General features: G+C 49.6%; 15 protein-coding genes and 1 tRNA gene. 10 read left to right on the top strand and 6 right to left on the bottom strand.

Features of this window, described 5'->3' with window-relative positions; translation table 11 throughout:
• Window positions 1–219 precede the first annotated feature (219 nt).
• From fabV to ACQ661_RS03405, 4 genes are all read right to left on the bottom strand, one after another.
• Window positions 220–1,401, bottom strand: a complete 1,182-nt coding sequence (fabV, locus tag ACQ661_RS03420; protein WP_431667634.1) for an enoyl-ACP reductase FabV — start codon at window positions 1,399–1,401, stop codon at window positions 220–222.
• A gap of 106 nt (window positions 1,402–1,507) precedes the next feature.
• On the bottom strand, window positions 1,508–1,822 hold the full coding sequence (locus tag ACQ661_RS03415) for a BolA family protein (RefSeq protein ID WP_431667633.1): 315 nt from the start codon (window positions 1,820–1,822) through the stop codon (window positions 1,508–1,510).
• A gap of 9 nt (window positions 1,823–1,831) precedes the next feature.
• Entirely contained in the window at window positions 1,832–2,338 is a 507-nt protein-coding gene (locus ACQ661_RS03410; RefSeq protein ID WP_431667631.1) for a hypothetical protein, read from the bottom strand.
• A 256-nt stretch (window positions 2,339–2,594) separates the two neighbouring features.
• Entirely contained in the window at window positions 2,595–4,409 is a 1,815-nt protein-coding gene (locus tag ACQ661_RS03405; RefSeq protein ID WP_153825857.1) for a cation:proton antiporter, read from the bottom strand.
• Between the two features lie 154 nt (window positions 4,410–4,563).
• Here ACQ661_RS03405 and ACQ661_RS03400 point away from each other — a divergent pair, with 154 nt between their 5' ends.
• The 3 genes from ACQ661_RS03400 to ACQ661_RS03390 are packed head-to-tail and all read left to right on the top strand — an operon-like array spanning window position 4,564 to window position 8,424.
• Window positions 4,564–5,592 carry a Fe(3+) ABC transporter substrate-binding protein gene (locus ACQ661_RS03400; protein WP_202912488.1) on the top strand — a complete coding sequence of 343 codons (1,029 nt, stop codon included), beginning with the start codon at window positions 4,564–4,566 and terminating at the stop codon, window positions 5,590–5,592.
• A gap of 2 nt (window positions 5,593–5,594) precedes the next feature.
• On the top strand, window positions 5,595–7,283 hold the full coding sequence (locus tag ACQ661_RS03395; RefSeq protein WP_431667628.1) for an ABC transporter permease: 1,689 nt from the start codon (window positions 5,595–5,597) through the stop codon (window positions 7,281–7,283).
• Window positions 7,270–8,424: an ABC transporter ATP-binding protein gene (locus ACQ661_RS03390; RefSeq protein ID WP_313932566.1), complete on the top strand. Its 1,155-nt coding sequence runs from the start codon at window positions 7,270–7,272 to the stop codon at window positions 8,422–8,424. Before ACQ661_RS03395 ends, ACQ661_RS03390 begins: the two co-directional genes overlap by 14 nt.
• Here ACQ661_RS03390 and ACQ661_RS03385 read toward each other — a convergent pair.
• Window positions 8,401–9,378: a CorA family divalent cation transporter gene (locus ACQ661_RS03385; protein WP_313932490.1), complete on the bottom strand. Its 978-nt coding sequence runs from the start codon at window positions 9,376–9,378 to the stop codon at window positions 8,401–8,403. The genes ACQ661_RS03390 and ACQ661_RS03385 overlap by 24 nt on opposite strands.
• 112 nt (window positions 9,379–9,490) lie before the next feature.
• Here ACQ661_RS03385 and ACQ661_RS03380 point away from each other — a divergent pair, with 112 nt between their 5' ends.
• The 6 genes from ACQ661_RS03380 to ACQ661_RS03355 all read left to right on the top strand — a co-directional run bounded on the left by ACQ661_RS03380 (window position 9,491) and on the right by ACQ661_RS03355 (window position 13,220).
• A complete protein-coding gene (locus tag ACQ661_RS03380; protein ID WP_313932491.1) occupies window positions 9,491–10,459 on the top strand; it encodes a calcium/sodium antiporter in 969 nt (322 codons plus the stop codon).
• 3 nt (window positions 10,460–10,462) lie between these two features.
• On the top strand, window positions 10,463–10,909 hold the full coding sequence (locus ACQ661_RS03375; protein WP_153825862.1) for a DUF3429 domain-containing protein: 447 nt from the start codon (window positions 10,463–10,465) through the stop codon (window positions 10,907–10,909).
• 61 nt (window positions 10,910–10,970) lie between these two features.
• The gene (locus ACQ661_RS03370; protein WP_110074898.1) at window positions 10,971–11,192 is read left to right on the top strand and encodes a bacterioferritin-associated ferredoxin; all 222 of its coding nucleotides are present in this window, start codon (window positions 10,971–10,973) and stop codon (window positions 11,190–11,192) included.
• Window positions 11,193–11,227: 35 nt separating this feature from the next.
• Window positions 11,228–11,698 carry a bacterioferritin gene (gene bfr / locus ACQ661_RS03365; RefSeq protein WP_110074899.1) on the top strand — a complete coding sequence of 157 codons (471 nt, stop codon included), beginning with the start codon at window positions 11,228–11,230 and terminating at the stop codon, window positions 11,696–11,698.
• Between the two features lie 21 nt (window positions 11,699–11,719).
• Window positions 11,720–12,193 carry a bacterioferritin gene (bfr, locus tag ACQ661_RS03360; RefSeq protein WP_153825863.1) on the top strand — a complete coding sequence of 158 codons (474 nt, stop codon included), beginning with the start codon at window positions 11,720–11,722 and terminating at the stop codon, window positions 12,191–12,193.
• A 4-nt stretch (window positions 12,194–12,197) separates the two neighbouring features.
• Window positions 12,198–13,220, top strand: a complete 1,023-nt coding sequence (locus ACQ661_RS03355) for a mechanosensitive ion channel family protein (RefSeq protein ID WP_313932492.1) — start codon at window positions 12,198–12,200, stop codon at window positions 13,218–13,220.
• Window positions 13,221–13,240: 20 nt separating this feature from the next.
• Here ACQ661_RS03355 and ACQ661_RS03350 read toward each other — a convergent pair whose 3' ends face one another.
• Window positions 13,241–15,115, bottom strand: a complete 1,875-nt coding sequence (locus ACQ661_RS03350; protein WP_431667626.1) for an acetate--CoA ligase — start codon at window positions 15,113–15,115, stop codon at window positions 13,241–13,243.
• A gap of 166 nt (window positions 15,116–15,281) precedes the next feature.
• Between ACQ661_RS03350 and ACQ661_RS03345 the strand changes: the two genes are divergently transcribed.
• Window positions 15,282–15,372: transfer RNA gene (locus ACQ661_RS03345), tRNA-Ser, on the top strand.
• The last annotated feature ends 67 nt before the right edge of the window (window positions 15,373–15,439 follow it).

Genomic DNA, 15,439 nt, shown 5'->3' with positions numbered 1-15,439 from the left:
GATTAATCTCATTCCAGCCACGCCGTACGCATTTCTCCGCACGCCGCGACTGACCAAATTCTGTCCATTTTCACCTAGGGCCGGCATTTTAGCACTTTTGGATTACAAAACAAATGTAAAAACCAATCGATAGTCGTTATTCGTTAGTCGTATTTCGGTCACCGAAAAAGCCAACCAATAGCTCCTCTCTAAAAGCTAACCGAGCTTTGCTGTTGCCCTTCAATCAAACCCAACCATAGGATCGACATCCGCATCATAATCAACGCCATCAATCCCAAAACCAAACAACTTCAAGAAATCACTGTGATAACCTGCGTAGTCAGCCAATTGATGGAAATTTTCTTGATTCACTTGATGCCAAAGAGCTTCAACCTTAGCTTGCGTTGCATCATTGGTTTCCCAGCCATTCATAAATAAGCGGCCAGCTTCATCCAATAACCGGTCGTCGCTGTAAAGGGCTTCGTTGAACAATCGATATATTTGTTCAATACATCCCTCGTGGGTACCCTCTTGCTTCATCACCCCATAAATCAACGAGATATATAGCGGCATGACAGGAATTGCTGAGCTAGCTTGAGTCACTAGGGCCTTTAATGAAGATACGTAGGCTTCTAGATTAAGATCGGTATAGCGCGTACGCATCGCAGCTGCCGCACGGTCCAAGTCCTCTTTAGCTTTACCAATGGTGGCATGACCGTAAATTGGCCAGGTCAGCTTTTTACCAATATAGGTGTAGGCCGTGGTTTTTGCATTAGGTGCTAATACGCCAGCATCGTGCAGGGCTGCCAACCAAAGTTCCCAATCTTCGCCACCCATCACTTTGATGGTTTGCGCAATTTCGTCATCAGTAGCAGGATCTAAAGTGATTTCAGTCACTTGGTCTTTGTCGGTGTGGTAGGTTTTGGTGGTATAGCTGTCACCAATAGGCTTCAACGTTGAGCTATAAACTTCACCTGTAACCGGATCTTTACGCTTCGGCGAAGCCAAGCTGTAGATCACCAAATCAACCTGACCGAAGTCTTGCTTAATTTGTTCAATAACTTGTGCTTTGATTTCATTCGAGAAAGCATCACCGTTGATGGTATGGGCATAAAGACCATCAGCCTTAGCTGCTTGATGAAATGCTGCCGTGTTATACCAACCTGCAGTCGCGGTGCGTTTTTCGCTCGGCTCTTTTTCAAAACACACACCTAAGGTTTTGGCGCCAGCACCGTAGGCAGCAGCAATACGCGAGGCCAAACCATAACCGGTAGAACAGCCGATCACTAACACCCGCTGTGGCACTTGCGCTAATTTAGGTTGTTGTTTTATAAAATCAATTTGTTGTTGTACATGAGCTGCACAGCCGACTGGATGGGCGTTAGTACAAATAAAACCACGAATTTTAGGTTGAATAATCATTGCTACTATCCTTTAAGCTAGGGTCTAGGCTTGAGTTAGCCATAATCAACAAGCTGGTGCTTTGATCCGGGTAGTTTAACCGAGCTGCACCCATCAAGTGATCTGATTAGTTGTCGAGCTTACTGCCGCCGCGACAGGCTGGTGAATCTGGAACCTGCTGCAGCGGCCATTCGTCTGGGCTGTAAAGATGCAGAGCTAACGCGTGAACTGGCCCGGCGAGTTCTTCTTGCAGCAGTTTGTTGACCGCCCGATGGCGCTGTAATAAACGTTGCCCGACGAAGCTAGCGCTCACCAGCACTAATTTATAGTGAGAATCATCACTAGCTGTGCCGTGCTGATCGCTTTCATTCAGCAATTGCAGGTAAATAGGGGCAAAGGCGGCTTCGAGTTTGGCTTGTAAATGTTGATGAAGAGCGGTCATAAGGCGTTACTACTCACTTTGGCTGGCGTCTAACGAGCTGAAACAAATTTTTTCATCGCGGCCTAAGCTGGCTAGCGCATTAAACACATTAGGTTCGCTGTATCGGCTAGGATAAGCAATGCGGTATAACTGTGAACTTACCGTCCCCCACTGCTGCCATAACAGCACGCCATGGTCATGGTAGAGCTCTGCTAACTGCTCTAGCCCTTCTTGACGTTGGCGCGGAAACGCTGAGCGCTCACCTACCAAGCGCCAGCGATTGAGTTCTTCGCCTTCGGCAAGTAAGGCATCATTGACTCGATTGCGACAAAAACTAAGCTGAATGACCGCACTCGACAGCGCCCAATCTTGGTTAGGTAGCTGCTGTTGGTCGAGGGTCTGTACTAAGGCTAGCTCTTGGTTGGTTAAGCGTTCGGCATCGCCAGCTGGCTGACAACCGCTGAGCAACAGACAACTCGCAGCCACAACTAGGCTACCAAGATGCGTCAATGTGGAAGATTTGTTCAACTGCATCATATTCATCTCATGACACTACGGCAGCGGCCGCAGCTTGGGCTGGTAAGATTCACTTACCGGTAATTTAAGTAGAAGAGTATAAAGGGAATGGCACTGAATAAAAAGAAAGGAAGAACATCCGTGTTCGAACAGGGTCACGTCAATCCGTGAAGTAACCCCGCAATCCATGAGTTAGACTATAACTAACTTTATTTTCCAAATCAATTACAATTTCGCAACAAAGTAGTAAGTTTCTGTTTTCTTGGTTAATTTAGTGTTAAGCGGAAGCTTGATCTGGCTTCTTTTCTTGCTCTGGACTTATCAACGCGACAATCTGCCAACCGGCTGCCGGCGTAAAGGTTTGGTCCGCACTAAACAAATGGCATACCCCACGTTCGTCTAAGGCAAATAACGGCAAAGCTCGGTTACCATAGCGCTCTTGATAGTCATCGTAGTGAAACGACTCAGTCAGTGCAGTGGTTTTCACCTGCGCTCCCTGAAACGACAAGCTTGATAACTTAGAAAAGCTTACCCCTTTGCCGAACAATTTTAAGCGCTTACGAAACACTTCCGGTAATTGGTTACGAGCCGGCGCATCATGCTCGGAGTTTTGCAGAGCAAAGATCTTGTCTTCGTCAAACCAATCCATAAAGTGCATCGCGACAACCGGGTTTAACTGCCGATATGGCGACAGAATCAACACCTGGCCAATGCCATTCAGATCCATATTATTTTCAGCATGCTCTGAAGTAGGGTTACCAAAGTACACCGGCAAGTTTTCCATGCGTGCTAACTTCACGTGTTCCCAGTTAGTGTCGGCTAATAACACCGGAAAATTATGTTCCTTCAGGGCTTTGGCAATTTGCCGCGCCGGCGGATTGGCGCCAAATATGAGAAAGCCCCGTGGTGGCGGTTCCCGCAGCGTTAGAAAGTGCGCCAACGGCTTGGCGGTTAAGCTTTGCAACACCACAGTGCTTAAAATCACCAAGAACACCAAGGGAACTAACACGTCCGCTTGCTCCCAGCCAGCCTCTTGCATTTTTAAGGCAAACAACGCTGATACCGCCGCTGCAACAATCCCGCGTGGCGCAATCCAACTGAGCAAGATCTTCTCTTTAAAGGTGGTTTGGGTACCGATGGAAGACACCCACACACTCACTGGGCGTACCACAAATATGATAATCACCAACAGTAACACCGCCGGCATGCCTAGGCTGCTAAAGGCATCCGCATTTAAACGAGCTGCCAACAGAATAAACAACCCAGAGATAAGCAGCACACTTAAGGTTTCTTTGAACTCAAGGATGTCATCTAAATCTAGCCCGCGCATATTCGCCATCACCATCCCCATAACAGTCACGGTCAGCAGTCCAGACTCGTGTTGCAAGGCATTGGATAAGGCGAACACCCCTAACACCACAGCTACCGTAGCGACGTTTTTCAAATAATGCGGAAAGATACTAAATTTAAGCGCTTGTCCGAGTAATTTGCCGCTGGCAAAACCCAGCGCGAAGCCTACCCCTAACGTAGTGGCAAAGGCCTGCATGGCGTGGCTGATACCGGCGCCTTGATTGGCAATAATAAACTCATACACCAACACCGCTAACAAGGCACCGATCGGGTCGATGATGATCCCTTCCCAACGTAAAATGTTGCCCAGCCGAGCTAACGGCCGTACCGATCGTAACATCGGCATGATCACTGTCGGGCCAGTCACCACCACCAACGCCCCAAACAGCGCCGCCATCTCCCAGCCAAAGCCAATCAGATAATAAGCCGCCGCCGCAATCATCAGCCAAGTAATGACCATGCCGATACTAACCAAGTTAGTTACCATGCGGCCGTGCCCACGGATTTCATCAAAACGCAGCGTTAATGCGCCTTCAAATAAAATAATAGCAACCGAAAGTGACACAATGGGGAATAATAAATCACCGAATACCGCATCAGGATCTAACCAGCCCAAACCTGGGCCAATCGCTAATCCCACTAACAACAGAGGTAAAATCGCTGGTATTTTTAACCGCCATGCACCCCATTGGCACAAGATAGATAACACCCCAATGAGCGCTAGTGCTGACATATTTGACATAGGCTGAAAGTCTCTTTCCTAGATTTTACAAATTATTTGTTGATAATGATTCGCATTTGCACGAGAATAACTCTTAATGGTTACTTAATGCGAATCAATATCGTTCCTTTTATTTTTTCTATATAATCCACGTAACATTACGAGGTAAATCACCATGAGTTCAATCATGTTCCGCAAATTACTTACCATGACTGCAATTGCAGCAAGCTTAACCGCAACAGTAGCACAAGCTACCACGGTTAACGTATATTCTGCGCGTAAAGAAGCGCTAATTAAACCTGCACTAGAGCAATTTACTGCCAAAACTGGCATTGAAGTACGCTTATTAACCGGTGGCGGCGATGCCCTCCTGGCCCGGTTACAGAACGAAGGCGAAAACACTCCGGCCGATTTATTCCTCACCGTTGATGCTGGTAACTTGCACCGTGCCGCGCAAGCAGGCGTGTTTCAGCCGCTGACCGACCCAGCTGTGTTAGCTGCAGTGCCTGAGCATTTGCATGGTAGCGATGATTTATGGGTAGGCTTAAGCTTACGGGCGCGCCCTATTTTCTATGTTGAAGGTAAAGTTGACCCGAGCCAATTAACTGGGTACGAAGACTTAGCTAAACCAGAATGGCGCAAGAAAGTCTGTATCCGTTCTTCAGACAACATTTACAATCAATCGTTAACTGCGGCGCTAATCGAACACTGGGGCCCAGAGGCTACCGAGCAATGGGCTGAAGGCCTTGTTGCTAACCTAGCAAAACCTCCGGTGGGCGGTGACCGTGACCAATTAAAAGCAGCCGCTGCAGGCATGTGTGACCTAGCCGTTGCCAATACTTACTATTTTGGCCTGATGCAGACCGGTGATGACGCCGAGCAGCGCGAAGCCGCCAGCAAACTGAAGATTTTCTGGCCCAATCAAGATAGCTTTGGTACCCACGTTAACGTCAGTGGCATTGGCATCACCAAACATGCGAAAAATAAAGCCGCTGCAGAGCAACTCATTGCGTTCTTGCTGTCGCCTGAATCGCAAGCTTGGTACGCCGCCACCAACAATGAATACCCTGCCGTAACTGGGGTAGAGTGGAGCGAAACCTTACAAGCATGGGGCGAGTTTAAAGCTGACGACCTGTCCATGCGTTTCTTAGGTGAAAACAATGCCGATGCGGTTAAATTAATGAACCGTGCAGGCTGGCGTTAAGCGTGTTCACGGCGTGGCGTAAATTATCGCTGATTGCAACGGCTGCTCTGTTAGGGCTGCCGTTGTTAGTGATTTTATGGGTTGGCGTAGAACTGCTCATCGGCGGTGATTACGCTACCCTTAGCCACTTGTGGCAAACGGTGGTGCCCGAGTACATCCGGCATTCTTTATGGTTACTGCTTGGGGTTGCCGTTGGCGTTATCACGCTCGGCGTAAGCACCGCCTGGCTAACTACAGCCTGTCGATTCCCTGGTCAACGCCTACTCACATGGGCCTTGCTACTACCACTCGCCATGCCGGCCTACATCACCGCCTACACCTATACCGGCATGCTTGATTTTGCCGGTCCGGTGCAAACCACGCTGCGCGACACCTTTGGTTGGGGCTACGGTGATTACTGGTTCCCCCAAATTCGGAGCTTAGGCGGCGCTATCCTCGTCTTGAGTTTAGTGCTGTTTCCGTACGTTTATCTGATTTCCCGAGCCACTTTTATTCAGCAATCCGCCACCACGCTAGAAGCAGGACGTAGTCTTGGCCTAAACCCATGGCAGTGTTTTGCTCGCTTGGCGTTGCCTCTGGCTCGCCCAGCTATAGTGACCGGCACCACCCTAGCGCTAATGGAAACCCTCGCCGATTATGGTACCGTCGCCTATTTTGGCGTCACCACCTTTACCACCGGTATTTTTCGTACTTGGTACGGTTTAGGTGATTTAAACGGTGCTCTGCAGCTGGCTGGGATGCTGCTGGTAGCAGTTATCGCCCTGATGTTCTTAGAGCGCTGGTCACGTCGCCAAGCACGTTACGATCAACGCTCTAGTCGCCCCGCCCAACCCTTCCAATTGCATGGCGCCAAAGCTTGGCTGGCCAGCTTGGTGTGTTGGTTACCGCTAGTGTTTGGCTTTATTTTACCGGCACTGCAACTGGCCAGTTGGTCATTAGAGCGCTGGCAAGTGTGGGTCGACCCTGACTTTTGGCAGCTCACCTTTAACAGCTTTATGCTAGCTCTTATCGCCGCGGTGATTGTGGTGACCATGGCTCTTTGGCTTGGTTACGGCCGCCGCCAGTTACCTACGCCTGCGGTGCGCGTGAGTGTGACCTTTGCCGGTTTAGGCTATGCCATTCCTGGGTTGGTGATTGCCGTTGGCCTGTTGTTGGTGTTGAGCAAACTAGACCACGCTATCATTGCACTGAGCAAAAGCTGGTTTGACTACAATCCGGGCTTATTACTCTCGGGCACCTTGTTTGCCTTGCTGTTTGCCTATGTGGTGCGTTTTTTAAGTGTCTCGCTACAAACCATCAATGCCGGCTTGGCCGAGATCCGTCCGAGCATGGACGAAGCAGCCCGCATTCAGGGCTACCGCCCGCTGCAGGTGTTGCGTAAAATACATTTACCCTTACTGCGCCCCAGTGTGCTTACCGCACTGATTTTAGTCGGTGTCGATGTACTCAAAGAATTGCCAGCCACGCTGGTACTGCGGCCGTTTGATTTTAATACCTTAGCCGTGCGCGCCTACGAAATGGCAGGCGATGAACGCCTTGCCGATGCTGGCCCACCGGCCCTGATGATGGTATTGGTAGGTTTAATTCCGGTGATTTTGTTATCGCGAGCTATGCTAAAAAGTCGCCATTCGCAGCTAACAACGCCCACCAACACGACCAAGGAGTCTGATTTTGCCCCTGTTACAGCTTGATAAGATCCACATCAGCTTTGGCGCCCAGCACATCGTTCGGGGTGTTAGTTTGCAGCTTGAAGCCGGCGAAATCGGCTGTTTATTGGGCCCCAGCGGGTGCGGTAAAACTACCTTGTTGCGTGCTATCGCAGGTTTTCAAGGGTTACAGTTAGGCACCATTACCATGGCCAACGAATGTGTTTCTTCGGCCAACCAGCTGACCCCACCAGAGCAGCGTGGCATTGGCATGGTGTTTCAAGACTTTGCCCTGTTTCCGCATTTAACCGTGGCCGAGAATATTAGTTTTGGCATGCGCAAAGCCAGTGCCGCCGAGCGCCGCGCTCGCGTGGATGAATTACTGACGCGGATTGGCTTGCCCGGCTATCAAAAACGTTATCCTCATGAGCTTTCCGGTGGCCAGCAACAACGTATTGCCTTGGCTCGGGCGCTCGCACCAAAACCACGTTTGCTGCTGCTTGATGAGCCTTTTTCGAGTCTTGATGCAGAATTACGAGAGCGCTTAGCCGTTGAAGTTCGTGAGCTGCTTAAGCAAGAACAGATCACCGCTTTGCTCGTCACCCACGATCAGCAAGAAGCCTTTGCCATGGCTGATAAAGCTGGGGTGATGTATCAGGGCGAACTCTTGCAATGGGAAACCCCGTATCAACTGTATCACCAGCCACGCCATCAGCTGGTGGCCGACTTTATCGGCCATGGCGTGCTGCTGCAAGGTACCGTCAATGCCTCGGGCTCGTTAGCCTCACCGCTAGGCATGCTAGAGCATCCGAGCTTATTGACCGTACCTGATGGCACCCCAGTGAGTTTTTTAGTGCGCCCGGACGATATCGTTCCTGATGCTAATTCGCGTCTGCGCGGGCGCATTAAAGCGCGCGGTTTTCGCGGTGCTCACAATCTTTACAGCGTACAGCTTAACAGCGGCATCGAAGTCCTCACTTTAAGCCCGTCCCACGAACAAATGAACGTGGGCGATGAGGTAGGTTTACGGCCGGAATTTGACCACTTGGTGGTGTTTGCCGCAGATCATTGTGAATTGCCGGGCTTTCATGATCAAGCGCCACTGGTACGCCCGTTTACGCCACCAGTATCTACTGCACCACCAGCCCAGCCGTTACCCACCTCACCAAAAGCGAAGTCGGCGTAATAGCAAAAACTCAATCACGGCGATAATCAGTAACGCCCCACTGAATATCCAAAAAGCAGCGGCATCGTCAACTCCAGGCATGCCGCCAATGTTAATACCAAACAGTCCGGTCAAGAAACTGATCGGTAAGAACACCCCCGCAACCATTGAAAGCCAATAGGTATTGCGGTTCATTTTTTCTGCTACTTCTTGCTGCAAATGCTCTCGCAACATCCACACCTGCTCTAGCAGCATGTCCATATTCTCAAGTTCGCGTTGGGTATTGTCGCGCTCATTCAGCAACCATTGCACCCACTCAGCCTCAAATAACTTAGGCCCATCCACCGCTAACTTATCTAACGCGGCAATCTGTGGGCGCACAAAACGAGTTAATCGCAATAAGCGTCGATGCAACACCGTGAGTTGCCGCTGCCGTTGCGCCGTAGTGCCTTTGCTGTCATCTTCCAGCTCTTCCATCTCGAGTTCAATGGTATCTAGCAGTTGCTCCAATTGATTATTGGCTTCATCCACTAAATGCACCAAAAGATCAGCAATAGATTCGGGGCCCTGGCCCAACTCGAGCTTTTTCTGCAGCGCCCGCACCGCATTCACGGGGCGTTTTCTGAAGCTATACAAGTTGCCGTTGTAAAATAGAATTCGCAAGCTCACCATATCTTCAGGTTGCTCACCCAGCCCCAAATTCACCCCACGTAAAATCAACAAGAAGCCCGCACTAACCCGCTCAAACCTAGGCCGAGTATCTTCTTCTAACACCGCATCAATCAGCGGTTCCGGAATACCAGCCGCCAACAACCAGTCACTCAAGCCGGGCAAATCACGCTGAAAATGAAACCAGCTCTGTTGTCGTTGATGGTAGTTCTGATGCACCGGCTGCGCCGGCACTACCGAAAAATCCCAGCTATCGATGATAAAATCAGGCCGCTGAGGCGGTATCTGTGAGTGATTATCTGTCATATTGTTATCCTTTCATGTTTTATTCAGTCTAGACCGACCACAAGCACATTCACAAGCATTATCATTTCACGTTAAACTATGACAACTTATCGTTCACTTGTTTAGGAAATCTATGTTACTTGCCATTGCTGCTGTAATTATTGGACTAGCGCTACTGGTATGGAGTGCCGATCGCTTTGTCGATGGTGCTGCCGCCACCGCCAACCATTTAGGCATGCCCCCCCTGCTCATCGGTATGGTGATTGTCGGTTTTGGTACCTCAGCACCAGAGATGGTGGTATCAGCCATCGCCTCACTGCAAGGTAATCCGGGCCTGGCTCTGGGTAACGCCTTTGGTTCTAACATCACCAATATTGCATTAATTCTTGGTTTAACAGCCGTGTTAGCCCCCATTGCAGTAGCTAGCCAAGTACTCAAACGTGAAGCGCCCATTCTTATCGCCATTACCTTTTTAGTTGCGTGGCCTTTAGTTGATGGTGTGATCACCGCGCTTGAAGCTTGGGTCCTGCTGGCAGTATTTGCACTTTACATGGGCTGGAGCATTTACCAAGGCATGCGCGGTGGTGATGATGCCATGGCAGGTGAATTTGAAGCGGAAGTGAAGGCTCATGCCATGCCGTTGGGCAAAGCTATCACCTGGCTCGTGATTGGCTTGATCTTACTTATCATCAGCTCACGTATCTTAGTCTGGGGTGCCGTTGATATCGCTACCGCTTTTGGCGTGAGTGATTTAGTCATCGGCCTAACCGTAGTCGCAATTGGCACCTCATTGCCAGAGCTAGCTTCGTCTATTGCTGCGGTGCGTAAAAACGAACATGACTTAGCCCTGGGCAACGTGATTGGCTCAAACATGTTCAATACGCTGGTAGTGGTTGGTATCGCCGGTGCTATTCATCCGATCGACCTAGACCCCTTAGTGCTCAGTCGCGATTGGCTGGTTATGGCCGTATTAACCGTGTTGTTGTTAGTGTTCGCGTTCCGTCCAAATGCGCGCCAAAACCGTATCAATCGAGTGCATGGTGTGATTTTCTTGAGCGGTTACGTGGCTTACACCATTTATTTACTTAAAACAGGCTTATAAAGCATGCAGTTAACCACTCAGTACACCGCTCAACGATTAGGCTTTGCCGGGCTTATTCCCTTTATTGGGCTAACCTTGCTGGCCCTGCTGGATATTTATGGCGCCCAAGCAATACAACTTTTTATTATCTACAGCGCCATTATTTTCAGCTTCTTGGGTGGTGTACACTGGGGGCTTAGCCTGCAACAGCCACAGCAAGACCAATCACGCAACCTGCAATGGAGTATGTTTCCGTCAGTCACCGGTTTTTTACTGTTAGTGTGGCAAGCCTTGCCTTGGTGCAGCGATACTCAGCTAGCTAGTCTGGCTATTTTAGCCCTGCTGCACCTATTTTGGCTGAATTACGAGCGACGCAAACTCAGCGAGCATGGCTGGTATCTTGAGCTTCGTAGTAGGCTCACCTTTACTGTAGTCGCTTTACATGTCATTTTATTGATCATTAGCATATAGCGCTATTGCAAATCATTCTCATTAAGTTTATCATCTCTCTAGTTGTTGCTAGGAGATGAGTATGTACGTGTGTTTATGCAAAGGGGTCAGTGATAAAACCATCCGTCGCGCGGTGGACGATGGCCTTTCTAGCATGCGCGAATTACGTCAACAGTATGGTGTAGGCAGCCAGTGTGGCTGCTGTACTCAGTGCGCAAAAACGGTGTTAAAAGAAGCCGTTGCCGAACGCAAACAACAAAAACAATTCGAAACTTTATTGCCAATTCAGGTGTGCTACGCTTAAGCTGTTACCCAAAGGAAACAGTTAGGAGTATCACCATGCATGGCAAACCACAGGTTTTATCTGAACTAAACCGCATACTTACGCGTAAACTTACCGCGATTAATCAATACTTTTTGCATGCCCGCATGTATCGCAACTGGGGCTTCGAAGCTCTCAACCAAGCCGCCTATAAAGCCTCTATTCATGAAATGAAACACGCCGATAAAATCATCGAGCGTATTTTGTTTTTAGATGGCCTACCTAACCTGCAAGACCTAGGCAAATTATACATAGGTGAAGATCCTGAAGAGTCCTTGCAGCTTGATCAGCAAGTGCAAGCCGCCGATGTGACTGAGCTACGCAGCGCTATTAAACACTGTGAACAAGCCCAAGACTACGTTAGCCGAGATCTGCTCACCGAGATATTAGAACAACAAGAAGATTATCTAGATTGGTTAGATACCCAACTCGATCTGCTAGGCAAACTTGGCGTGCCTATGTATCTGCAAACCAAACTATCAGATTAACAGAACCTAGGAGTAGTGATCATGAGCTTTGATGCAAGCGCTGTAGCCGCGCAGTTAAATCGTCTGTTGGCCTTTGAGTTAACCTCCATTGACCAATACACAGCCCATTCACGCATTTACGAAGATATGGGCTTGAATGCATTGTATGAAAGAATTAACCATGAAGTGGATGATGAGCGTGGTCATGCAGACCTGCTGATTCGCCGAATTTTATTTTTGGGTGAACAACCTAACTTAGAGCAACGCGAACCACACACCATAGCCACCGACGTACCCACTATGCTGGCTAACGATTTAGAACTGGAGCACAACAACGCCAAAACACTGCGTGAGGTCATTCAATTTTGTGAGCAACAGGGTGACTTTGTAAGTCGTGACATGCTGGTCGGCATTCTCAAAGATACCGAAGAAGACCATGCCTATTGGTTGCGCCAACAGCTGCGCCTGATTGAGCGACTGGGGTTAGCGCTATTTTTGCAAGCCCGCATGAGCTAAGCCTATGGAGCAACTACTAAACCAAATAAGTAGTTTTTTTCATTGGTTTGAGCACGAAATCTTTACCGTAGGTGAAACCGCTATCACCTACGGTTCTGTAGCTCGACTGCTATTCATTTTAATCATCACCTACGTGGTGTCGCGAGTACTCCAAAACGCCTTGCGGCGCTTTGCTAGCTATCGTAAATCGATGGCGCAATCGTCCGTATACGCCCTCACTCGCATCACCCACTATGTGGTAATGCTGGTTGGTTTTTTAGTGGCCATATCTTCCGTCGGGATCGATCTCACTAAGTTTGCCATTTTTGCCAGTGCACTGGGTATTGGTGTCGGTTTTGGTTTACAGAACCTGATCAGCAACTTTACCGCCGGTATCATGTTGCTGTTCGAAAAAACGCTAAAGGTTGGCGACTTTGTTGAACTCGAATCTGGCGTGACCGGTGAAGTGAAAGAAATCAATATTCGCAGTACCATCATCACCACCAACGACAACATTGATATTATCGTGCCAAACTCTGAGTTTGTCAGTGGCCGCGTGACTAATTGGACCATGCGCGACACCTATCGGCGTATTCATGTGCCCTTTGGCGTCGCCTATGGAACCGATAAAGAACTGGTACGAAAGGCTGTCTTAGAAGCCGCAGAACGAGTGCCTCATACCCTACAGGATGGCACCCATAAACCACCCCAAGTGTGGTTCGTAGAGTTTGGTGATAGTTCACTTAATTTTGAGTTGGTGGCCTGGCTGAAACCCGAAGCCGTTAATCGCCCTGGCGCCGTTAAAGCCGCCTTCTTGTGGGAAATCCATACGTCACTTGAAGAGTACAAGATTGAAGTGCCTTTCCCGCAACGGGATCTGCATATTCGTAGTTGGTCTGAACATGCGGTGATGCCACACAGCCGCGCCAGCACCAGCGGCTTACAGAAACAGCAAGAATTAGAGCAGCAACAAGAAGCTGGTGCCACCGCTGAGCCCAGTACCGACCCCGAGCAGCGTCCAGAAAATGACGCTGCTAAGGATCTTTAATGAATAATCCCGCAGAACAGCTAGCCCGCTAGCTGTTCGCGTAATTCATCAATACAACTAGGATCATCTATCGTTGATGGCACTTGTACCGGCTCGCCATCGGCTAATTGGCGCAATACCCGGCGTAAAATTTTGCCAGAACGAGTTTTCGGTAACCGCGGCACCACTAAAATCCGCTTCAGACAAGCTACCGCACCAATCTCATCCCGCACCAGCTGCACTAACCGAGCCGTGAGTTCTTCAGCACTCACCTGTACCCCATCTTTAGTGATGACCAGCCCCACCGGCACTTGTCCTTTCAGTTCATCATGCACACCAATCACAGCGCACTCAGCCACGGCATTGTCCTGCGCCAGAATCTCTTCCATCTCACCGGTAGACAAACGGTGCCCGGCAACGTTTATCACATCATCGGTACGCCCCATGATAAACACATAGCCATCATCGTCTTTATAGCCACCGTCACCGGTACTGTAGTAGCCCTCAAATTCACTCAGATAACCACTGACAAAACGCTCTTCGTTATTCCAAATAGTGGTTAAGCACCCTGGCGGCAACGGCAATTTAATCGCTACCGCACCTTGCTCGTTAGGCCCTACCGGTTGCCCTTTATAATCCAATATTTGCACATCATAACCAGGTAGTGGCAAGGTGGCTGAACCAGGTTTAATCGGATGCTCAGCCGCGCCCACCGGGTTAGCACAAATTGGCCAGCCTGATTCCGTTTGCCACCAATGGTCGTACACCGGCTTACCGGTAATGGCTGTGGTCCATTCATAGGTGGCCGGATCTAACCGCTCACCCGCCATGTAAATACGTTGCAACTTAGATAAATCGTAGCCTGCTAACAACAGTCCTTCTGGGTCTTCTTTTTTCACCGCCCGAAACGCTGTAGGAGCAGAGAACAAGACATTGACACCATACTCTGCACACACCCGCCAAAACGCGCCAGCGTCCGGCGTACGCACGGGTTTACCCTCGTACAGCACCGTCGTTACACCAGCCAGCAGGGGCCCATAGACAATATAAGAATGCCCCACAACCCAACCCACATCCGAGGCCGTAAACATCACCTGCCCGGGCTTTAAGCCGTACACTAAATTCATCGAATAATGCAACGCCACCGCGTAGCCACCCGTGTCTCGCACCACCCCCTTCGGCTTACCCGTAGTGCCCGAGGTGTACAACACATACAACGGATCTGTCGCGGCAACCACTGTGCATTCCGCCGGCGACACCCCTTGCAGCCCATGCTGCCAATCAATATCACGCTCTGGCAACAACTCAGCCTGACACTCCGGGCGCTGCCACACAATCACTTGCGCCGGCTTGTGGTTCGCTTCCTCAATGGCTTTATCTACCATCGGCTTATAAGGAATCACTCGATTCACCTCAATGCCGCACGACGCCGTCACTATCACTTTGGGTGTCGCATCATCAATCCGCACCGCCAATTCATGCGGTGCAAATCCACCGAACACTACCGAATGCACTGCTCCAAGCCGCGCACAGGCCAACATCGCAATCGCCGCCTGCGGAATCATCGGCATATAAATCACCACCCGGTCGCCTTTCTTCACATGCTGCTTTTTCAACAAACCAGCAAATAGCGCTACCTGATCACGCAACTCACGAAAGGTGTAGCTTGCTTTAGCGCCACTCACCGGTGAATCATAAATCAACGCCAATTGATCACCACGACCATTATCCACGTGATAATCCAACGCCATGAAAGACACATTCAGCTCACCATCAGCAAACCAATCCGCACAGCCATTAGGTTTGAGCGATACAGCGTGCTGCGGCTCTTTAAACCAATGCAGCTTCTTCGCTTGCTGTAACCAAAAAGCGTCGCGGTGTTGCAACGATGACTCATATTCTCGGGGGTAACTCATGCTAGGCCTCTCAAAGTTTGTACTGCAATGCCCCTAGAGTAGCCCAGCCAGTAAATATTCCCATTCGACTTAGGTATGAAAAAGTGCAAAGACTGAGTTAATCGCTCCGGATCACCACAAGTCTGTTGATTTACCCCCAGCTTTTCCCTATCATACCGCCACTTCTGGAGAGGTGTCCGAGTGGCTGAAGGAGCACGCCTGGAAAGTGTGTATACGCTAACCGCGTATCGAGGGTTCGAATCCCTCTCTCTCCGCCAGATACAAAACAACCGCCCTTGTGGCGGTTTTTTTGTATGTGAAGGAGAGAGCGGCTTTGATGAGAAG

The sequence above is a fragment of the Pseudidiomarina sp. WS423 genome (genome assembly GCF_050750165.1).
Classification (GTDB): domain Bacteria; phylum Pseudomonadota; class Gammaproteobacteria; order Enterobacterales; family Alteromonadaceae; genus Pseudidiomarina; species Pseudidiomarina fusca.
Note: the sequence above shows the minus strand (reverse complement) of the source record. Positions and strands in the feature narration are given on the sequence as shown.

Excerpts from the sequence above, each read along its gene's own strand:
- fabV (WP_431667634.1), bottom strand. The coding sequence starts at position 1,401 with ATGATTATTCAACCTAAAATTCGTGGTTTTATTTGTACTAACGCCCAT.
- ACQ661_RS03415 (WP_431667633.1), bottom strand. The coding sequence starts at position 1,822 with ATGACCGCTCTTCATCAACATTTACAAGCCAAACTCGAAGCCGCCTTT.
- ACQ661_RS03410 (WP_431667631.1), bottom strand. The coding sequence starts at position 2,338 with ATGATGCAGTTGAACAAATCTTCCACATTGACGCATCTTGGTAGCCTA.
- ACQ661_RS03405 (WP_153825857.1), bottom strand. The coding sequence starts at position 4,409 with ATGTCAAATATGTCAGCACTAGCGCTCATTGGGGTGTTATCTATCTTG.
- ACQ661_RS03400 (WP_202912488.1), top strand. The coding sequence starts at position 4,564 with ATGAGTTCAATCATGTTCCGCAAATTACTTACCATGACTGCAATTGCA.
- ACQ661_RS03385 (WP_313932490.1), bottom strand. The coding sequence starts at position 9,378 with ATGACAGATAATCACTCACAGATACCGCCTCAGCGGCCTGATTTTATC.
- ACQ661_RS03380 (WP_313932491.1), top strand. The coding sequence starts at position 9,491 with ATGTTACTTGCCATTGCTGCTGTAATTATTGGACTAGCGCTACTGGTA.
- ACQ661_RS03375 (WP_153825862.1), top strand. The coding sequence starts at position 10,463 with ATGCAGTTAACCACTCAGTACACCGCTCAACGATTAGGCTTTGCCGGG.
- ACQ661_RS03370 (WP_110074898.1), top strand. The coding sequence starts at position 10,971 with ATGTACGTGTGTTTATGCAAAGGGGTCAGTGATAAAACCATCCGTCGC.
- bfr (WP_110074899.1), top strand. The coding sequence starts at position 11,228 with ATGCATGGCAAACCACAGGTTTTATCTGAACTAAACCGCATACTTACG.
- bfr (WP_153825863.1), top strand. The coding sequence starts at position 11,720 with ATGAGCTTTGATGCAAGCGCTGTAGCCGCGCAGTTAAATCGTCTGTTG.
- ACQ661_RS03355 (WP_313932492.1), top strand. The coding sequence starts at position 12,198 with ATGGAGCAACTACTAAACCAAATAAGTAGTTTTTTTCATTGGTTTGAG.
- ACQ661_RS03350 (WP_431667626.1), bottom strand. The coding sequence starts at position 15,115 with ATGAGTTACCCCCGAGAATATGAGTCATCGTTGCAACACCGCGACGCT.